At 69.4% G+C, this 17,761-nt stretch carries 15 protein-coding genes and 1 pseudogene; 8 read left to right on the forward strand and 8 right to left on the reverse strand.

The window, feature by feature from the left end; translation table 11 throughout:
• The first annotated feature begins 18 nt into the window (after window positions 1-18).
• Window positions 19-2,724: an MFS transporter gene (locus tag WBA97_RS14995; RefSeq protein ID WP_424231408.1), complete on the forward strand. Its 2,706-nt coding sequence runs from the start codon at window positions 19-21 to the stop codon at window positions 2,722-2,724.
• A 5-nt stretch (window positions 2,725-2,729) separates the two neighbouring features.
• Here the strand turns inward: WBA97_RS14995 and WBA97_RS15000 are convergent, their stop codons facing one another.
• The 3 genes from WBA97_RS15000 to WBA97_RS15010 form a co-directional block, all read right to left on the reverse strand.
• A complete protein-coding gene (locus WBA97_RS15000; protein ID WP_424231409.1) occupies window positions 2,730-3,149 on the reverse strand; it encodes a winged helix-turn-helix transcriptional regulator in 420 nt (139 codons plus the stop codon).
• Window positions 3,150-3,466: 317 nt separating this feature from the next.
• Window positions 3,467-4,318 (reverse strand): aldo/keto reductase, encoded by an 852-nt coding sequence (locus WBA97_RS15005; RefSeq protein ID WP_424231410.1) that lies wholly within the window; start codon window positions 4,316-4,318, stop codon window positions 3,467-3,469.
• A gap of 178 nt (window positions 4,319-4,496) precedes the next feature.
• Window positions 4,497-5,498 (reverse strand): LLM class flavin-dependent oxidoreductase, encoded by a 1,002-nt coding sequence (locus WBA97_RS15010; RefSeq protein ID WP_424231411.1) that lies wholly within the window; start codon window positions 5,496-5,498, stop codon window positions 4,497-4,499.
• A gap of 260 nt (window positions 5,499-5,758) precedes the next feature.
• Here WBA97_RS15010 and WBA97_RS15015 point away from each other — a divergent pair, with 260 nt between their 5' ends.
• A complete protein-coding gene (locus WBA97_RS15015; protein ID WP_424231412.1) occupies window positions 5,759-8,497 on the forward strand; it encodes an alpha-amylase family glycosyl hydrolase in 2,739 nt (912 codons plus the stop codon).
• Window positions 8,498-8,926: 429 nt separating this feature from the next.
• Here WBA97_RS15015 and WBA97_RS15020 read toward each other — a convergent pair whose 3' ends face one another.
• The 3 genes from WBA97_RS15020 to WBA97_RS15030 are packed head-to-tail and all read right to left on the reverse strand — an operon-like array spanning window position 8,927 to window position 11,027.
• Window positions 8,927-9,718, reverse strand: coding sequence for an alpha/beta fold hydrolase (locus WBA97_RS15020; protein WP_424231413.1), 792 nt, complete (start codon window positions 9,716-9,718; stop codon window positions 8,927-8,929).
• Window positions 9,715-10,440, reverse strand: coding sequence for an SRPBCC family protein (locus WBA97_RS15025; protein WP_424231440.1), 726 nt, complete (start codon window positions 10,438-10,440; stop codon window positions 9,715-9,717). Before WBA97_RS15025 ends, WBA97_RS15020 begins: the two co-directional genes overlap by 4 nt.
• Entirely contained in the window at window positions 10,440-11,027 is a 588-nt protein-coding gene (locus WBA97_RS15030) for an ArsR/SmtB family transcription factor (protein WP_424231414.1), read from the reverse strand. The genes WBA97_RS15025 and WBA97_RS15030 overlap by 1 nt, the downstream gene beginning before the upstream one ends.
• A gap of 124 nt (window positions 11,028-11,151) precedes the next feature.
• Here WBA97_RS15030 and ybaK point away from each other — a divergent pair, with 124 nt between their 5' ends.
• The 3 genes and pseudogenes from ybaK (at window position 11,152) to WBA97_RS15045 (ending at window position 12,297) form a co-directional block, all read left to right on the forward strand.
• Window positions 11,152-11,628 (forward strand): Cys-tRNA(Pro) deacylase, encoded by a 477-nt coding sequence (gene ybaK, locus WBA97_RS15035; protein WP_424231415.1) that lies wholly within the window; start codon window positions 11,152-11,154, stop codon window positions 11,626-11,628.
• A gap of 73 nt (window positions 11,629-11,701) precedes the next feature.
• A pseudogene (locus tag WBA97_RS15040) lies at window positions 11,702-11,944 on the forward strand (DUF2867 domain-containing protein); the annotation flags it as partial.
• On the forward strand, window positions 11,941-12,297 hold the full coding sequence (locus WBA97_RS15045; RefSeq protein ID WP_424231416.1) for a hypothetical protein: 357 nt from the start codon (window positions 11,941-11,943) through the stop codon (window positions 12,295-12,297). The pseudogene WBA97_RS15040 and the gene WBA97_RS15045, both read left to right, overlap by 4 nt.
• A gap of 64 nt (window positions 12,298-12,361) precedes the next feature.
• Here WBA97_RS15045 and WBA97_RS15050 read toward each other — a convergent pair whose 3' ends face one another.
• Window positions 12,362-13,147, reverse strand: a complete 786-nt coding sequence (locus tag WBA97_RS15050; protein WP_424231417.1) for an alpha/beta fold hydrolase — start codon at window positions 13,145-13,147, stop codon at window positions 12,362-12,364.
• A 123-nt stretch (window positions 13,148-13,270) separates the two neighbouring features.
• Between WBA97_RS15050 and WBA97_RS15055 the strand changes: the two genes are divergently transcribed.
• The gene (locus WBA97_RS15055; protein ID WP_424231418.1) at window positions 13,271-14,506 is read left to right on the forward strand and encodes an MFS transporter; all 1,236 of its coding nucleotides are present in this window, start codon (window positions 13,271-13,273) and stop codon (window positions 14,504-14,506) included.
• Between the two features lie 36 nt (window positions 14,507-14,542).
• On the opposite strand, the gene WBA97_RS15060 is transcribed toward WBA97_RS15055, so the two are convergent.
• Window positions 14,543-15,796 (reverse strand): GGDEF domain-containing protein, encoded by a 1,254-nt coding sequence (locus WBA97_RS15060; RefSeq protein ID WP_424231419.1) that lies wholly within the window; start codon window positions 15,794-15,796, stop codon window positions 14,543-14,545.
• Between the two features lie 479 nt (window positions 15,797-16,275).
• Here WBA97_RS15060 and WBA97_RS15065 point away from each other — a divergent pair, with 479 nt between their 5' ends.
• Together WBA97_RS15065 and WBA97_RS15070 are read left to right on the forward strand one after the other, a co-directional pair.
• Window positions 16,276-17,280: a glycoside hydrolase family 5 protein gene (locus WBA97_RS15065; protein ID WP_424231420.1), complete on the forward strand. Its 1,005-nt coding sequence runs from the start codon at window positions 16,276-16,278 to the stop codon at window positions 17,278-17,280.
• A 38-nt stretch (window positions 17,281-17,318) separates the two neighbouring features.
• Window positions 17,319-17,756, forward strand: a complete 438-nt coding sequence (locus WBA97_RS15070; RefSeq protein ID WP_424231421.1) for a nitroreductase family deazaflavin-dependent oxidoreductase — start codon at window positions 17,319-17,321, stop codon at window positions 17,754-17,756.
• Window positions 17,757-17,761 lie beyond the last annotated feature (5 nt).

Below are 17,761 nucleotides of genomic sequence, written 5' to 3' on the forward strand. Positions count from 1 at the left end.
TTTCGCGATGTTCTCGCGGTGCGTGAGTTTCGCGCGCTGTGGGCCGCGGAGCTGCTGTCGGTCGCGGGCGACCAGCTCGCGCGGGTTGGCCTCGCCGTGCTCGTCTACCGGCACACGAACTCGGCGGGCTGGACCGCGCTCACCTACGCGCTCACCTTCCTTCCCGCCTTGCTCGGCGGGGTTCTGCTGGCGCCGCTGGCCGACCGGTTTCCGCGCCGCGAGCTGATGATCGGCGCCGACCTCGCGCGAGCCGTCGTCGCCGCGATCATGGCGGTGCCAGGGTTGCCGCTCCCCGTTCTGCTTGCCCTCGTCTTCCTGCTCACCCTCGGCGGCGCGCCGTTCAAGGCCGCCCAGCAGGCGCTCCTTCCCACCATCCTCGAAGGTGACCGGTACGTCACCGGCCTGTCGCTGCGGACCGTCACCAACCAGTTCGCCCAGGTCGGCGGGTTCCTGGGCGGTGGGGCACTGCTCGTCGTGCTCGACCCGCACGTCGCGCTCGGGCTCAACGCCGTCACGTTCGTGATCGCGGCGGCCGTGGTCGCCGCCCGGGTCCGGCACCGGCCCGTGCCGGCCGCACCCGAGGCGCGCGGGCGGGACACCGGCGTCGCCAGGATGCTCTGGCAGGACCGCCGCCTCCGCGCGCTGGTCGCGCTGTCGTGGACGGTCGGGATCTTCACCATCCCCGAGGGCCTCGCCGCGCCGTACGCGGACACGCTCGGCGTGGCCGCCATCGGCGTCGGGTTACTGATGGCCGCCGATCCCGCAGGCAGCATCGTCGGCGCATGGCTCGTGCCGAAACTGCCGCAGGACCGGCGGCCCGCGATGACCTCGTGGCTCGCCGTCGCGGCGGGCGTGCCACTCATGTTGTGCTTCTTCCAGCCACCGCTGGTCGTGGTGGTGCTGCTCTGGGCGATCTCCGGAGCGTGTACCACCGCCTATCTGATCCTCGCGCAGGCGGCGTTCATCGTCGGCGTCCCCGACCACCGCCGGGGCGCCGCGGCAGGACTCGCCGGCGCGGGGGTGTTGTCATCACAGGGCGTCGCGGTCCTCGCCGCAGGCGTCCTCGCCGACGCGACCGATCCCGTCCTCGCGGTCGCAATCGGAGGTGTCGCCGGCGTGGCGTTGACCGGACTCAGTGGTGCGTCGTGGCTTCGCGCCCGCTCCCGCCAGAAGCAGTCACCCGTTCAAGCGGGCGGGCGCGAACCCGACGACGCCGAGAAACACGGGGAAATCACCAGTCCTTGTTCGTCATCGCAGGCACCTCCTCCCTCGGGCGGGGACGAATTCGACGTCAAGGCCCCTGACCAGGTCTTCGGTCAGAGCACGGAGATCACCAGTCCTTGTTCATCAGCGTTCGCACCTCCTCCCGAGGGGACTGCCGCCGAGCACGGCAATGGGGCCGCTGATCAGGTGGTTTTCGCCCGATCGGCCCAACCAGCATCCCTTTCCACTGGTGAGCGGTCCAGGGCTCCGTGGCGCTGGGCGCTGTGGGGTGAGCCGGCCAGAGTGCTGGCGTTGATCCTCTTCGTGGAGGCGGCGGCGGTCGGGGTCACGGCGTTCCTCGCCGGTCACTCCGTGGTCGACCGGGACGCGGTGGTCACGCTCGGCATCATCGTCTTCCTGGGTGTGACGATGGGTGAGCTGTCCCGGCATGTCGAGCGGGTGCGGCGCCGCTTCAACGACACCCCGCACGTGAACCTGACCTCGGTGTGGACGTTCTCGGCCGCGCTGGTCCTGCCGCCCGTGCTCACACCGGCCGTGATCTGCCTGCTGTACGTACACCTGTTCTGGCGCAGCTGGTACCGGGTGCGTGGCGTGCACCCGTACCGCCTGGTGTTCACCGCGTCGACGGTCACGCTCGCCGCGCACACCGCGTGGACCATCCGGCACCTGTTCGCACCCGAGAGCCTCGGCGAGTGGGACCGGCCGCTGGTGGTCGTGGCGATCGCGCTGGCCGTCGTCGCCTACTCGTGCGTGAACTCCGGTCTGGTCGCGGTCGCGATCACGCTGCACGAGAAGCGCCTCGACCTGCGCCGCGCCCTGGGCACCGGCAAGGAGAACGCGCTCGAGTACGGCACGCTCGGCCTCGGCGCCATCACCGGACTGCTGATCGGCTTCAACCCGCTGTGGGCGGTGATGATCGTGCCCGCGCTGCTGGTGCTGCACCGCAGCGTGCTGTTGCGGCAGCTGGAGGAGGCCGCGTCGACCGACCAGAAGACCGGCCTGGCCAACGCGACGTCGTGGACGAACCTGGCGTCCGCCGAAATCCAGCGTGCCGCGCGCGACGAGTCGCAGGTCGGCGTGCTGATGGTCGACCTGGACCACTTCAAGGCGGTGAACGACGCCCACGGCCACCTGGTCGGCGACCAGGTGCTGCAGGCGGTCGCCGACGTGCTGTCGACGTCAGCCCGAAGGTACGACGTGGTGGGGCGTTGGGGCGGCGAGGAGTTCGTGGTCCTGTGCCCGGAGATCACGCGGGAGGCACTGCGCGAGATCGCGGAACGGATGTGCGAGCGGGTTCGTGAGCTACGCGTTCCGGTCGAGGACAGGGTGATCGACGGGCTGAGCGTGTCCATCGGCATCGCGCTCTACCCGGAGTTCGGGCCGGAACTGCAGGACGTCCTGTTCGCCGCGGACGACGCGTTGTTCGTCGCGAAGGACTCCGGGCGCAACCAGGTGCAGAGCATCGTCGCCGCGATCGGCGACCTGACCAACGGGCACTGACGCGGCTAGCTGTCGGACTTCACCGCGGCCTCCTGTGCCGCCAGGTATGCCGCGCGTGCTTGGGACAGGTCGCTGCGGTGATCCTCCGACCACTTGGCGAGCGGCAGCAGCGACCGCAGCAGCGATCGGCCCATCGGGGACAGTTGGTACCACGTGGAGCCGAACCGGCTCGGTCTGTTGATCTTGACAACCAGCCCGTCACGTTGCATGCGGTGCAGCGTGTCGGTGAGCACCTTCTGTCGTAGGGGTCGCTCGTGTGTCACCCATCCGTGTCGCTCTTCGGTGTTGTTGATGTGTTCGAGCAACTTTGAGTAGGTCATCGGCCGGGCGGTCAGCGACGCGAGAACCGCGGTCACCCACTGCCCGGACAGCACGCCCATCGCCTCGTGGATGCCGTGCCGGTACGGCAGGCTCTGCTCATGCATCCGTGACCCCCCTCCAGAGGATCCCCAGTGTGCCCGACGGGGAACGCTCCGTGTTCCCCTGTGGCCATTACGCCAAACGAGTGATGACGGTTCACTGTCTTCGCAGGTCGGGGCCGACGCACCCGCGAGTCGGGGTGCTACGCACCTTGTAGTGCGCCGGGGCTTCTCGTGTACCAAAAGGGGGACCGCGCCAACTTCGGTTGCGGGTCGGGGAGCCGGGACGACGGTGGCGCGAAGACATCCGAGCCGTGGATGACCATCCTCATCCACGTTTGTCGGTGCCACCGTCGGCCTGCTCCGGCCGCCTGGGACGCGTCTCAGGCGGCCTTGGCAACCGCCTCGAACTCGTCGTCCGTCAACTCGATCTCGGCGGCCGCGACGTTCTCCTCCAGGTGCGCCACACTCGATGTCCCCGGGATCGGCAACATCACCGGCGACCGGCGCAACAACCACGCCAACGCCAACTGCGACGGCGAAGCCGAGTGCCGCGCCGCCATCGAGGCCAGCGGCCCGCGATCGCTCGCCAGTTTCCCGGTCGCCAGCGGATCCCACGGAACGAACCCGATGTTCCCCGCCTCGCAGAACTCCAGGACGTCCTCCGCGTGCCGGCTGGCCACGTTGTACCGGTTCTGCACCGACACGATCCGCGCCGTCCGCGCCGCCTCTTCGATGTCGGCCACCGACACCTCCGACAAGCCGATGTGCCGGATCTTGCCCTCGGACTGCAGCTCCGCGAGCTCACCGACCTGATCCGCGACGGGCACCGTCGGGTCGATGCGGTGCAACTGCAGCAGATCGATGCGCTCCACCCCCAGGTGCCGCAACGACAGCTCGACCTGCTGCCGCAGGTACTCCGGCCGCCCGAGCGCCGTCCACTGGTGCGGCCCCTGCCGCGTGAACCCGGCCTTCGTCGCCACGTACATCCCGTCATACGGGCGCAGTGCCTCGCGGATCAGCAACTCGGCCACGAACGGCCCGTAGGAATCCGCCGTGTCGATGAAGTTGACCCCCAGCTCCACGGCCCGGCGCAGCACCCGCACCGCCTCCGCCGGATCGTCGGGCTCACCCCACACGCCATACCCCGTGAGCCGCATCGACCCGTAACCAAGACGCACGACGGGCAGATCGCCGCCGAGCTGGAAGGTGCCAGAAGCCGCCGCGTTCGTCATGCCACCAACCCTAGGACGCCGCCGCCACCCTCGCCCACACACGAACCGAGTTGTCCACAGCCGCACCGGTTATCCACAGTCAAGATCGACAACGCGGAAATGTCAGTGCCAGCCGGTAGACTGGCATGGCGGGACGCCCCCGGGAACGGGTGGGGGTTGGCATCCGGGCGGTTTTGCGTCAGCGGGTCAGGGTTGGGGCCACTTTTTCCGCTACCAGTTCGAACGAGTGGGTGCGGTCCGCGAGGTCGTAGACCATTGTCGTCAGCATCAGTTCGTTCGCGCCCGTGCGTGCGAGCAGGTCCTGCAACTGCCGTTGCACCGTCTCCGGGGAGCCGACCGCCTGGTCGCGCCACCGGTCCTCGATGAACGCCTGCTCCAGCTCGCTGTACGGGTACGCGGCCGCCTCCTCCGGCGGCACCAGTGCCTCCGGCTTGCCCGTGCGCAGCTTCAGGAACGCCAGCGCCGACGGGCCCGCGAGCCAGTGCGCCTTCTCGTCGGTGTCCGCGCAGACGACGTTCACCGCGACCTTCGCGTACGGCTCCGGCAGCCACCGCGACGGGCGGAAGTTCTCCCGGTACAGGTCGAGCGCGGGCACGGTGTTGGCGGAGCTGAAGTGGTGCGCGAAAGAGAACGGCAGTCCCAGCATCCCCGCCAGCTGCGCCGAGAACCCGCTGGACCCGAGCAGCCAGATCGCGGGTTCGTTGCCCCGGCCCGGCACCGCCTGGATGAGGTCGTTGTCGCCCTGGAAGTAGCCGATCAGGTCGGACAGCTCCTGCGGGAACCCCTCCGCGGACAGCCCCGCCATCGTGCGGCGCAGCGCCAACGCGGTCCGCTGGTCGGTGCCGGGCGCGCGGCCGATGCCCAGGTCGATACGCCCGGGGTGCAGCGCCTCCAGCGTCCCGAACTGCTCGGCCACCACGAGCGGCGCGTGGTTGGGCAACATCACACCGCCGGACCCGACGCGGATGGTCGACGTCACCGCCGCGAGGTGCGCGATCAGCACCGCAGGCGACGAGCTGGCGATCGACGGCATGTTGTGGTGCTCGGCGACCCAGATCCGCCGAAACCCGAGTTCTTCGACGCGTCTGGCCAGCTCAGCGGTGTTGTGCAGCGCCTCGGTCGCGGTGGCGTCCCGGGCAGCGGGGGCGAGTTCGAGCACGGAAAGCGGTACCGGAGTCACGTCGCACCACAACCCGCGCGAACGCTGGTTTCTTCCCGGCGCTGGTCACCGCGCCCACCGAACGAAAGTCCCATTCGCACGCCCCAGGGGGTCCCCCGGTTTCGACGCTACCAGCGGGCACCGACAGTTCCGGGCGGGTCGCGGGTGGTTGTCCACAGGGGATTTCGGCCCAGCGCTCGATTTAGTCTGGTTGGCGCTCGCTGGGAGGGTCCGAACACGGTTATCGTTCCCCGCCGGGACGATCCCTATGGAGGGCCACCATGTCTGTCCGTCGCGCCGCGGTGGCGCTGCTGGTTCCGTTACTGATGGCCGGGTTGGCGACACCGGCCATCGCCGACCGTGATGCCCGAGACGGTGGGCCGCAGGCACATCACTCGCTGCGCGGGCCGGTCACCGACGAGAATTTCTACTTCGTGATGGCCGACCGGTTCGCCAACGGCGACACCGGCAACGACCGCGGCGGGCTCGGCGACGATCCGCTGGTCTCGGGCTTCGACCCGGCCAAGAAGGGCTTCTACAACGGCGGCGACCTCGCCGGGCTGCGCGGCAAGCTCGACTACATCCAGGACCTCGGCACCACCTCGATCTGGCTCACCCCCAGCTTCAAGAACAAGGCGGTGCAGCTCGAGGACGGCCCGTCCGCCGGCTACCACGGTTACTGGATCACCGACTTCACCCAGATCGACCCGCACCTCGGCACGAACGACGACCTCGCCGCCCTCATCGACGACGCGCACGGGCGCGGCATGAAGGTCTACTTCGACATCATCACCAACCACACCGCCGACGTCATCGGCTACGAGGAGGGCGCGCGGAAGGCGTACACGCCGAAGGACGCCTCGCCCTACACGACCGCCGACGGCACCGTGTTCGACGACCGCGACCACGCGGGCGGGGACGACTTCCCTGCACTCGACCCGGCGACGTCCTTCCCGTACACGCCGGTGCTCGATCCCGCCGAGCAGAACCTGAAGGTCCCGACCTGGCTGAACGACGTCACGCTCTACCACAACCGCGGTGACACCACGTTCGTCGGCGAGGACTCCCAGTACGGCGACTTCTTCGGCCTCGACGACCTGTTCACCGAGAACCCGCGCGTGGTCGACGGCATGGTCGAGATCTACCAGCGCTGGATCAAGGATTTCGGGATCGACGGCTTCCGCATCGACACGATGAAGCACGTCGACGACGCGTTCTGGCAGCAGTTCGGGCCCCGCGTCCTCAAGTACGCCCAGCAGCACGGCAAGCGCGAGTTCTTCATGTTCGGCGAGGTATTCGACACCACGAAGAGCTACACGTCGCACTTCACGACGACCGACACGATGCAGTCCGTGCTGGACTTCCCGTTCCAGGACGCGGCACGCGAGTTCGCCGCCAGCGGCGCGCCGACCGACAACCTCGCCACGTTCTTCGCCGACGACGACTGGTACACCGACGCCGACTCCAACGTCTACGAGCTGCCGACGTTCCTCGGCAACCACGACATGGGCCGCTTCGGTGGGTTCGTCGTCGCCGACAACCCGGGCGCGGGCGACAACGAGTGGATGGCTCGTGACCGGCTCGGCCACGAGCTCATGTACTTCTCGCGCGGCAACCCGGTGATCTACTACGGCGACGAGCAGGGCTTCACCGGCCCTGGCGGTGACCAGGACGCCCGGCAGACGCTGTTCGCCTCGCAGGTTCCCGAGTACCTCGACGACGACCTGCTGGGCACGGACGCGACCCACGCGACCGACAACTACAACACCCGGCACCCGCTCTACCGCACGATCGCCGGCCTCGCGTCGGTGACCGAGCGGCACCCGGCGCTGCGCGACGGCGTGCACCAGAGCAGGCTGTCGTCGGCGTCCGCCGGTGTGTACGCGTTCTCGCGGATCGACCGCCGCCAGCAGCGCGAGTACGTGGTGGCGCTGAACAACAGCGAGGCGCCGGTGACGGCGGCGGTCCCCACGTACACGACGAAGTCCAACTACAGCAAGGTGTACGGCACCGGCCCGGCGCACGCCAAGTCCGGGCGGGACGGCAAGCTGACGGTCACCGTGCCCGCACTGTCCACTATGGTCTACGCGCTCGACGGCCGGATCCCGCGCTCGCACCAGGCGCCGGCGATCTCGCTCAAGGCGCCGGCGCCCGCCGCGCAGGGCCGGGTGGAGATCGCCGCCGACGTGCGGGGATCGTCGCTCTACGAGGTGTCGTTCGAGGCGCGGGCGGCCGGTGGCCGGTGGCAGTCGATCGGTACCGACGACAACGCCCCCTACCGGGTCTTCCACGACACGACGGCGCTCGACGCGAACACGCCGGTCGAGTACCGCGCGGTGGTGCTGGACAACGGCGGGCACAAGCGGGCGAGCGGCACCGTCCTCGGCCGTGTGCCCGCGCCGAAGCTGACGATCGAGGCGCCTGCCGAGGATGGCGGCGTGCGTGGCACGGTCGAGGTGCGGGCGTCGGCGGACCCGGAGAAGGCGACACACGTGGTGTCGTTCGAGCGGAGCGTCGACGGTGGCCCGTGGACCGCGATCGGCAGCGACAGCACGTCCCCCGCGTACACGGTGTTCGACGACCTCGGCGCGCTGAACCTGGCGGCGGGCACCCCGGTCGCGTACCGGGCGACGCTGGGCGGGGCGCGGTCGGAGGTGCGGACCGTGCGGTACGCGGGGCCGCAACTCGAGGTGGCGACGCTGCGGTACCTGCGGCCTGCCGGTGACTACGGGCAGTGGGGCCTGCATCTGTGGGGCGATGGGATCGACCCTGCGGTGCTGGCGCAGGTGGCGTGGGACAAGCCGTGGCCGGCGACCAGGGTCGAGGACGGCTGGGCCGTGTACGAGATCCCGCTGGTGGACGACACCAAACCGGTGAACTTCATCATGCACCTGCCGAGTGGCGACGCCGTGCCGGACACCCGCGAACCCGGCGGCGACCGATCGTTCCGCCCGATCGACACCCCAGAGGTGTGGATCAAACAAGGCGACCCGGCGGTCTACACCAGCGAACCCCAGTAACCACCGCGAGTCCAACCCGCACGACCCGCGAGTCCAACCGAAGACTCGCGGGTTCCCAACCGTGGACTCGCGGGTTCTGAACCGTGGACTCGCGGGGGTGTGGGCGAGGAGGGTGGGGTCAGGCGGCTTGGGGGGTGGCTGGGGCGTTGTGGTGTGTTGCGTGGTTGGGGCGGTGGCGCTGCCACCAGGACTGGTGTGTGTGCAGTGCCGCGCGGCGGTGGGCCAGGGTGGTCTTTGGGTCTCCTACGGCTCGTTCGACCCGGTAGTCCATCTCCGCCCGTAGCGCCTCGGGTGCCCAGTTCATCTCGTCTCCTCGTCCGGTGTTCGTGCTGACAACGAGAAGATTCGTCCTGAGGCGGGCGGCCCGGCATCGGGCGATCGCCTACTACCCACCTCAGGCGGGCGGGTAAGGGCACCTCCTTACCTCCCTTACCCCAGGAAGAACGCCCTCAGCACCGGTGCGAGGGCCTTGGGCTTCACCAGGTGGGTCTGCCCCGGCACGGTCTCGTGCCGCGCGTTCGGCAGCACCGCCGCGAGTGCCGCCGCACCGTTGCGCAGGTACTCCGGGCTCTTGCCGCCGTCCGCCACCAGCGTGGGCATCGTCGCGGTCGTCCAGCGGTCGGCTGGCAGCGGACGGCCCTGCCGCAGGCCCGCCAGCAGCGCCAGGTCGTCCGGCAGCGTGTGCGCGACGCCCGTCAGCTTCTTCCACACCGGTGCCAGCCGCATCATCATGATTCCTAAACCCGGCACGTCGACCGATTTCATGAACGCTTTCACCGCGTCACCACGACGGTTTTCCGAAATCAGCGCACGCATTTCCGGCAGCGCCGACTCGGGCGCCGGCGCGTGGGTGCCGTCGACGATCAGCGGCGGTTCGTACATCGCGAGTTTCGTGGTGCCGACCCCCGCGCTCGCGGCTTCCAGGGCCAGCATCGCACCCGACGACGCGCCGAACAGGTACGCGGCGCCGCCCGCCTCCTTGATGATCGCTTCGAGGTCCTCGATCTCGCGTTCCGGCGTGCACTCGGCGACCGCGGTCTCGCCGCGACCTCGGCGGTCGTAGGTGTACACCGTGAAGTCCCCGGCCAGCTCGGCGGCCAGCGGGCGGGACGGGCCGGAGTCGCGGTAGCACATCGCACCGTCCACGATCACCAGCGGCGGGCCGTCACCGGACACCTCGTACGCGATCGCGGTGCCATCCGCGGAAATCGCCGGTCTCATGTCAGATCCTTCGCGTTCAACCAGGCCACCCAGGCCTGCTCGGTGATTTCCGATGAAATGTCGGAGAAAATGTGGTGGCAGGCCATCACCGGCCCGCGGAAACCACGCAGGAATCGGTAGATCGCGTCGTCGGCGCGAATACCGATCGCGTCGGCGTTCTCGAAGTAGACGACGCCATCGACCGGCGGGAGACCCTCGGGTGCGAACCGCACCCGGTCGCCGTCCTGGCCGATCGCGGCGACGAGCCTCGCGCGGGTGCTCGGCCAGTCGGTGATCATCGGGCCGAACGCCGTGACCGGTGTCGCGACGCGCCCGGCGAAGTGGTTGAGGTAGGTGACGAGCGTGCGCCGGAACAACTCGTTGCCCGTGGTCATCGCCTCGAACTCGTCGGCCCAGTCGTCGCCGGGCAGGAAGCCGCTGTTGGCGACGCGCAGGACGGTGCTGCCATGGTCGCGGCCCTCGATGAGGAACTCCAAGGCCATGAACCGGCCGTCCGGCGCGGGTCCAGCACCGTACGCGAGCCGTGCGCCCGGCTCCCACGCGGTGACCGTGAACTCCGGCGTGTACCCGCCGAACGCCTGCCGCACGGTCTGCCCGGGGTCGACCTCGTTGCGGCCCATGAACCAGGAGTCGATGCCGGGGCCGGTCGCGATCGCCGCCCACACCTCGTCGGGCGTGGCGTCGACGTGCAACTCGTCGGCCGAGGAGAACTCGTGCCCCATCACGAACCCCCGTCCGCGCTCGGGTGGATGGCGACGATCATGCGGTGTTTGCGCCCGCCCACGGCCGACTCGTCGTGGTACTTGCCGATGAGGCCGGTGACCGCGGTGGCCAGCTCCTCGGCGAACGCGGCGCGATCCTCCGCGCGTGCGAACCGGATCTCGCCCTCGACGGCGAACGTCGCGATCCGCTTCCTGGCCTTGTCGGCGCCGGTGATCAGCGAGCCGACATCCTTGACAAGGCGCGCCGCGAGCGCGAGCAGCCAGCGGGCCGACAGCCGGTCGGTGGACCGGTCCGGGTCGGGCGCGACGGCCGCGAGCGCGGCGGGCGAGATGACGTACGAGGCGGCGGTGGCGCGCAGGATCCGCTCGGTCACGTTCCCCTTGCGCCGCTCCTCGACCAGCTCGACGAGTCCGTGCTTCTCGAGCGCGCGCAGGTGGTAGTTGACCTTCTGACGGGGCAACCCGATCCGCCCGGCGAGCGTGGTCGCCGACCCTGGCTCGGCCAGCGCCGCGAGCAGCCGCACCCGCATCGGATCGAGCGAGACCTCGGCGGCCGCCGGGTCCTCGATAACCGCGATATCGAACATGCGAGAACGATCCCACCGACAACAATACTTGTCAAGACAACTCTCATTGTCGGCAGTACTCGTCCTGTGCCCGTGATTCTGTACCGAGGAGTTCCGAGCGGGAACCCGCGACTAGATTTCCGGCATGGCGGGCAAGGGAACTCCGGCTATCGCGCTGCTGGTGAAGAAGAAGGTGGCGCACCAGGTGCACGAGTACGACCACGACCCGAGGTCGGCATCCTTCGGGCAGGAGGCGTCCGAGCTGCTCGGGCTGCCCGCCGAGCGGGTGTTCAAGACGCTCGTCGCCGAGGTCGACGGGAACCTCACCATCGGGGTGGTGCCGGTGGCCGGGCAGCTGGACCTCAAGGCGCTCGCGCAGGCCTCGAATGGCAAGAAGGCGAAGATGGCCGACATCGCGGCCGCCGAGCGGGCGACCGGGTACGTCGCGGGCGGCATCTCGCCACTGGGGCACCGCAAACGTTTGCCTGTGGTGGTCGACAGCTCGGCGCAGCAGTTCGACTCCATCTTCTGCAGCGGCGGAAGGCGGGGGCTGGAGATCGAGGTCGCGCCCGCCGACCTGATCGCGCTCGCCAAGGCCACCGTCGCCGCCATCAGCGCCTGAACTGCGAACCCAGGTCCGATCGGCGAGGATCGGACTCATGCGGTGCGTGGTTTTCGGGGCGACGGGATAGCCCGACCGACCAAACCTCCTGCGCCTCCGCGCCGAAATGCGGGTGCCGGGCCGCGCGTGGCTCGAGCCGTCCGCGGAACGTGGCGAGAACGGAGGTTCGGTGTACCGCCAACGGGCGATCCTCGAGCCCCACGGGCTTGCCGGGCACGTGTACCGGAAGTCGATCGCGCCCTTCCACAACACCATCTTCGGCGGTATGGCACGCAACATCACGGGCGCCGCCGAACACGAGGAGACGACATCATGAAGTTCCTGTTGCCCCGGCTGATGGGCGTCGCGACCGCCGCGTACGGCGCCGCGGTGGTCGCGAAGCCCGAACTGCTGCTGAAGCCGTCCGGGATGGCGAGGGGCGACGCGAACCTGCGCGCGATCACCCGCACACTCGGCGTCCGCGACCTCGCGTCCGGGGTGGCGATGGCGGTCGCGCCGAACCGCAGGGCCATGCGCCTCGCGATCGGCGTACGGGTCGCGTCGGACGCGGGCGACCTGGTGGTGCTGGGCAAGGCGATGGCAGGAAGGCCGGAACAGAAGAAGATCATCATGGTGGCGGGCGGGTGGGGTCTGCTGTGCGCCCTGTCCGCGCTCGCGACCCGCCGGTGACCACGACGATCGCCGTCTTCACCCGTGACCTGCCCGCCAGGCAACGCAAGGGGCTACCCACTTCCTAGTGGGGCGCGGTCAGCGCCAGGATCTCCTTCGCGACGAGGGGCCAGTTGCGGCTCGGGAGCTCGTGGCCGGTGTTCGGCAGCACGACAAGGCGGGCACCCGGGATCTCGCGGGCCAGCGCTTCTCCGTGTGGCAGCTGGAAAAGCGGGTCCGCGTCGCCGTGCAGCACCAGCGTGGGGACGGTGATCTCCCCCAGGCGGTGGCGCCACGGGCCAGAGCCGTCGGCCGCGTAGTGGTTCTTCTGGCTGGACTCCAGGTTGGTCGTGCGGGCGACCGCGAGCGTGGCGATCTCGCGGATCTCCCGCTCGTCGAACGGTTCCGCCGACATGGCGCGCTGGCTCGCCACGAAATACTCGACGACCGCCGCCCGGTCGGCCCAGTCCGGTTCCGGCGGGAACTCCAGGTCCAGCATGCCCGGGAGGTCGGCGTCGCCCGCGCCCGCGGTGGTGGACATCGCGGTCAGGGACAGGACCCGGGACGGGTGGTGGATGGCCAGTTCCTGTGCCAGTGCGCCGCCCATGGAAATCCCGGCCACGTGAGCCGCCGGCACGTTCAGCTCGTCCAGCACCGACAGCGCGTCCGTCACCAGGTCCATGCCCGTGTAGCCGGGCTCGCCGGGCGGGTAGCTCGGCGCGTCGCCCGTGTCGCGGTGGTCGTAGCGGATCACGTACCGGCCCGCCAGCCTGCGGCAGAACGCGGGCGGCCACCAGTCCATCGACGAGCCGACGCCGCTGATCAGCAGCACCGCGGGATCCTCGGCGGAACCGAACGTCGACACGCTCATGCGGCCATGTTCTCACGCGACGACGGCCTCCCCATGGCATTCGGACCTGTCGCCCGAGGTTCACCCCGTAGTACGGTTCGTACTTGAACGATGGCGGAAAGTAGCAAGTGCTGGGGAGGGCTTGTGGCTACCGACTCACCGGTCAGGTATCGCGCGCTGTTCGGAAAGCCGGAGTTCCGCGCGCTTTTCCTCGCCCACTCGGGGTCGATCGTCGGCGACCAGTTCGCGCGGGTCGCGCTGTCCGTGCTCGTGTTCGACCGAACCGGTTCACCAGCGTGGACCGCGCTGACCTATGGCCTCACGTTCCTGCCCGACCTCGTCGGCGGCCCGCTGCTGTCCGGTCTGGCGGACCGGCATCCACGCCGTGGGCTGATGGTGTCGCTGGACCTCACCCGCATGCTGTTGGTGGCGTTGATGGCGCTGCCCATGGCACCGCTGTGGGTGGTGTGTCTGCTGCTGGTGGCCGTGCAGCTGATCGGCGCGCCCGCGACCGCGGCCCGCGGCGCGCTGCTGCCCTCCGTGCTCGGCGAGGACCACTACCCGGCGGGCCAGGCGATGCTGCAGACCGTCACGCAGGCCGCGATGGTGCTCGGGTTCGCCGGTGGCGGTGCGCTCGTCGCGGGCATCGGTACGAGCGGCGTGCTCCTCGCGGACGCGGGCACGTTCCTGCTGTCGGCGGCACTCGTCTGGTTCATGGTGCGGCCGCGTCCGGTGCCCGAGGCCGAAGAGCCGGTCGTGCGGCGGACGTGGCGGTCCGACCTGACCCGCGGCGCCGGGCTGGTGTGGTCCGACCTGCGTCTGCGGGCACTCGTGTTGTTCGCGTGCGTGTCCGGGTTCTACATCGTCGGCGAGGCGCTGGCCGTGCCGTACGCGGACGCACTCGGCGGCGGGGCGGTCACCGTCGGGTTCATGTTCGCCGCCTACGCCGCGGGTGCGGCGACCGGGATGCTGGTCGTCGCGCGGCTTCCGCTGCCGACGCGGTTGCGGCTGCTGCCACCGCTCGCGCTGGGGGCGTGCGTGCCGCTCGTCGTGTGCTTCACCGACCCGCACCTGGTGCTGGTGGTGCTCCTGTTCGTGGCGTCCGGCGTCGGCAGCGCGTACCAGGTGATCGCGTCGACGTCGTTCGTGCTCGCGGTGCCGGACGAGCGGCGGGGCCAGGCGTTCGGGCTCGCGGTGACCGCGCTGCGGGTGGCACAGGGCCTGGGGGTGACGCTCGCGGGCCTGGCGGCCGAGGCCGTGGCGCCGCACCGGGTCGTGGGGATCGCCGGGTTGCTCGGGGTACTCGCGGTGCTGGCGATCGGCTGGACGTGGCGGGCCGCCGACGGCCACGCGCTGACGCTGAACGCATCGAAGGCATAGTTGTCGCATGTGGACACATGGTCGTTCTTGGCGCGGCTACGAGACCTTGTCCGTGTCGTCGCGTACGAGTCCCAGCCTCGGCGCGAAGTTCGCGGACTCGCGTTCCTCCGGCAACCGGTCCGGCACCGCCCTCGGCCCCACCTTCGGTGTCTCGCCCGCGATCCGCGTGCAGTCGCGGCCCTCGGTCTTCGCGTCGTACAGCGCGGCATCCGCGGCCAGCAGCAACGAGGTCCGGTCCATCCCGTGCACGGGGAACAACGCGGCACCGACGGACGCCGTCAGCCCGCTGACCACCCGGGTGTTCCCGTCGAGGTCCGGCACGGTCACCGCCAGCACCGCGATCGCCGACCGCACCCGGTCTGCGGCCCCGCGCACGTCGTCGGCACCCATGCCGGGCAACACGACGGCGAACTCCTCGCCGCCGTACCTGCCGACCACGTCGTGCCCGCGTACCGAGTGCTTGATCGCGTCTGCGACGGCACGCAGCACCATGTCACCCGCCAGGTGCCCGTAGCAGTCGTTGACCCGCTTGAAGTGGTCGAGATCCAGCAGCAGCACGCCGAGCGTGCCGCCCAGCCGCCGGGCGCGGTCGAGTTCGTCGCTCACCAGCTTGCTCCAGAAGACGGCGTCGAACAGCCCCGTCTTCGCGTCGCTGCGGCTGGCGTCGCGGAACTGGGGCATCAGCAGACCGGTGTGCAGCGCGAGCACCGTGACGATCAGCAGCGGCGTCCACCACGGCCGCGTGGTCATCACGACGGCGGTGCCGCTGCCAAGACCGACCGCACCGGCCAGCATCAGCTGGTCCGTCGCGGGGCCCAGCGCCGCCCGGACCGGGCGGTCGAGGTTGGTCGCGAGGATCACGACGAGGACGAGCCCGTGGTTGATCAGCCGGTACGCGGCACCCGCGGCCACCACCGCGAGCAGCCCGGTCGGCCCGTCGAGCGCCGCCGCGAACGGCCCGTCGCTGCGCGGGTAGATCAGGTGCAGCACCAGGTACGCGCCGAGGCAGCCGAGCACCACCGTGGCGGCGGAGAACACCTTGCGGTGCACCAATGCGCGGAACCGGTACACCCGTGCCCACGAGTGCAGGTAGCCGAGCACGATCAGCACGCACAGCAGCGGCGGCGGCAGCAGGAGGACCCCGGCGAACAACCACACCGTCAACAGGTGCACGTACGGCGTGCCCTCAGCGGCGACCTCGCGGATCCGCTCGATGCCGCTCACCGCCTCGAGGTAGACGATCGAGCCGAGGAGCAGCAACCCGAACCAGAGCCAGTGTGTGCGGGTCACGGGCGCCAGGGTCAGCGTGCCCACCGCTGCGAAGATTGCGAGGATTTCGACTAAAAGTAGGTATACGACAACGGGTCTGGAGAGAGACCATAGTTGCCAGTGGCGTGGTGAAAGCTGCTTCTTCCCCGGGACAGGGTTGGAATTATCTCTTTCACCCACCATGATTCCTCCCCGCAGTGGTGCTTCACTGTAACGGTTCGGCAACGCTCTGTCGCGACTCCAATCGAGTGACGCGGCAGACCTTCCCACCCAAGGAGATCCACATGAACGCGGTAATCGCAGCCAATGGCACGCGCCAGAGCGATCGTCGGAAGAGCCGTCCGAGCGAGTGGCGCTGACCTGATGTGACGGAAGGGCGTTCGTCGTGCGGGGGCACGGCGAACGCCCTTTCTTGTGCTCTGGTGCCGCCGTCCTGCTCGGCGCACGCGACACGACCCTGTCTCGCCGCTGCCCTTGACCCTGCCAAGAAGGAGATCCCTGTGTTCCGGAAGAAACTGGCCGTCCTGTTCCTACCGATGCTCGCACTGTCCTTTGTGGTCCCGACCGGTACGGCGCCCGCAGCGCCATCGGTCACCCCGGCCGTCGCCAACGGCCAGCTCGAGGTGTGCGGTGTGAAGCTGTGCAACGACCAGCGCCAGGCGGTGCAGCTGCGCGGCATGAGCACGCACGGCCTGCAGTGGTACGGCCAGTGCGTCAACGACGCCTCGCTTGACGCCCTCGCAGGCGACTGGGGCGCGTCGGTCATGCGCATCTCGATGTATGTCCAGGAAGACGGCTACGAGACCGATCCCGAGGGTTTCACGAACCTGGTGTCGTCGATCATCGACGACGTGACCGCGCGCGGCATGTACGCGATCGTCGACTGGCACATGCTCGACCCTGGCGACCCGTACCACAACCTGGAGCGGGCGAAGACGTTCTTCTCCGAGATCGCACGCAGGCACGGCGACCAGACCAACCTGCTGTACGAGATCGCGAACGAGCCGAACGGCGTGCCGTGGTCGCGGATCAAGGGCTACGCCGAGGAGCTGATCCCGGTGATCCGCGCGATCGACCCGGAGACACCGATCCTCGTCGGCACCCGCGCGTGGTCGTCGCTTGGCCTGTCCGACGGCGCCGACGAGTCCGAGGTGATCGACAACCCGGTGAACGCGTCGAACATCATGTACACGTTCCACTTCTACGCGGCGTCCCACGGCGACGAGTACCTGAACGCGCTTTCCCGCGCGGCCGACCGGGTGCCGATGTTCATCACCGAGTTCGGCACGCAGGAGTACACGGGCGACGGCCAGAACGACTTCACGATGGCCCAGCGGTACCTCGACCTGGCCGCGCGGAAAGGGATCAGCTGGACGAACTGGAACTTCTCGGACGATTTCCGCAGCGGTGCGGTGTTCACCGAGGGCACCTGCCCCGGCGGGCCGTTCGCGGGCACGTCCCGCCTGAAGCCGGCCGGCGAGTGGGTGCGTGACCGGATCGGGTGAGCCCTGCGGACGGGCCCGGATTCGTGTTCACTGGTGGCATGCCTCTGCAAGGTGAGTACGAGCCGAGCCCGTCCGACCGGGCCCGCCAGCAGGTCGAGGAGTACGAGAGCTCCGGCGGCACCCGCGGCAACACGATGATCGGCCTGCCGGTCGTCATCCTGACCACGAAGGGCGCCAAGTCGGGGAAGATCCGCAAGACCCCGCTGATGCGGGTGGAAAACGGCGGCGAGTACGCGGTCGTGGCGTCGCTGGGCGGCGCGCCCAAGCACCCGGTCTGGTACTTCAACGTGAAGTCCAACCCCGAGGTCGAACTGCAGGACGGCCCGGAGAAGCAGGACATGGTCGCCCACGAGGTGACGGGCGACGAGAAGGCCAAGTGGTGGAAGATCGCCGTCGACGCGTTCCCCCACTACGCGGAGTACCAGACGAAGACGGACCGCCCCATCCCGGTCTTCGTCCTCACTCCGAAGAAGTGACCACC

Source organism: Actinophytocola sp., from assembly GCF_049647105.1.
Lineage (GTDB): Bacteria > Actinomycetota > Actinomycetes > Mycobacteriales > Pseudonocardiaceae > Actinophytocola.

Bases quoted from the DNA above. Each gene is read 5' to 3' on its own strand.
- WBA97_RS15070 (WP_424231421.1), top strand. From the start codon at position 17,319: ATGCCTCTGCAAGGTGAGTACGAGCCGAGCCCGTCCGACCGGGCCCGC.
- WBA97_RS15000 (WP_424231409.1), bottom strand. From the start codon at position 3,149: ATGCATGAGCAGAGCCTGCCGTACCGGCACGGCATCCACGAGGCGATG.
- WBA97_RS15050 (WP_424231417.1), bottom strand. From the start codon at position 13,147: ATGAGCGTGTCGACGTTCGGTTCCGCCGAGGATCCCGCGGTGCTGCTG.
- WBA97_RS15005 (WP_424231410.1), bottom strand. From the start codon at position 4,318: ATGACGAACGCGGCGGCTTCTGGCACCTTCCAGCTCGGCGGCGATCTG.
- WBA97_RS15020 (WP_424231413.1), bottom strand. From the start codon at position 9,718: ATGAGACCGGCGATTTCCGCGGATGGCACCGCGATCGCGTACGAGGTG.
- WBA97_RS15045 (WP_424231416.1), top strand. From the start codon at position 11,941: ATGAAGTTCCTGTTGCCCCGGCTGATGGGCGTCGCGACCGCCGCGTAC.
- WBA97_RS15030 (WP_424231414.1), bottom strand. From the start codon at position 11,027: ATGTTCGATATCGCGGTTATCGAGGACCCGGCGGCCGCCGAGGTCTCG.
- WBA97_RS15015 (WP_424231412.1), top strand. From the start codon at position 5,759: ATGTCTGTCCGTCGCGCCGCGGTGGCGCTGCTGGTTCCGTTACTGATG.
- WBA97_RS15025 (WP_424231440.1), bottom strand. From the start codon at position 10,440: ATGGGGCACGAGTTCTCCTCGGCCGACGAGTTGCACGTCGACGCCACG.
- ybaK (WP_424231415.1), top strand. From the start codon at position 11,152: ATGGCGGGCAAGGGAACTCCGGCTATCGCGCTGCTGGTGAAGAAGAAG.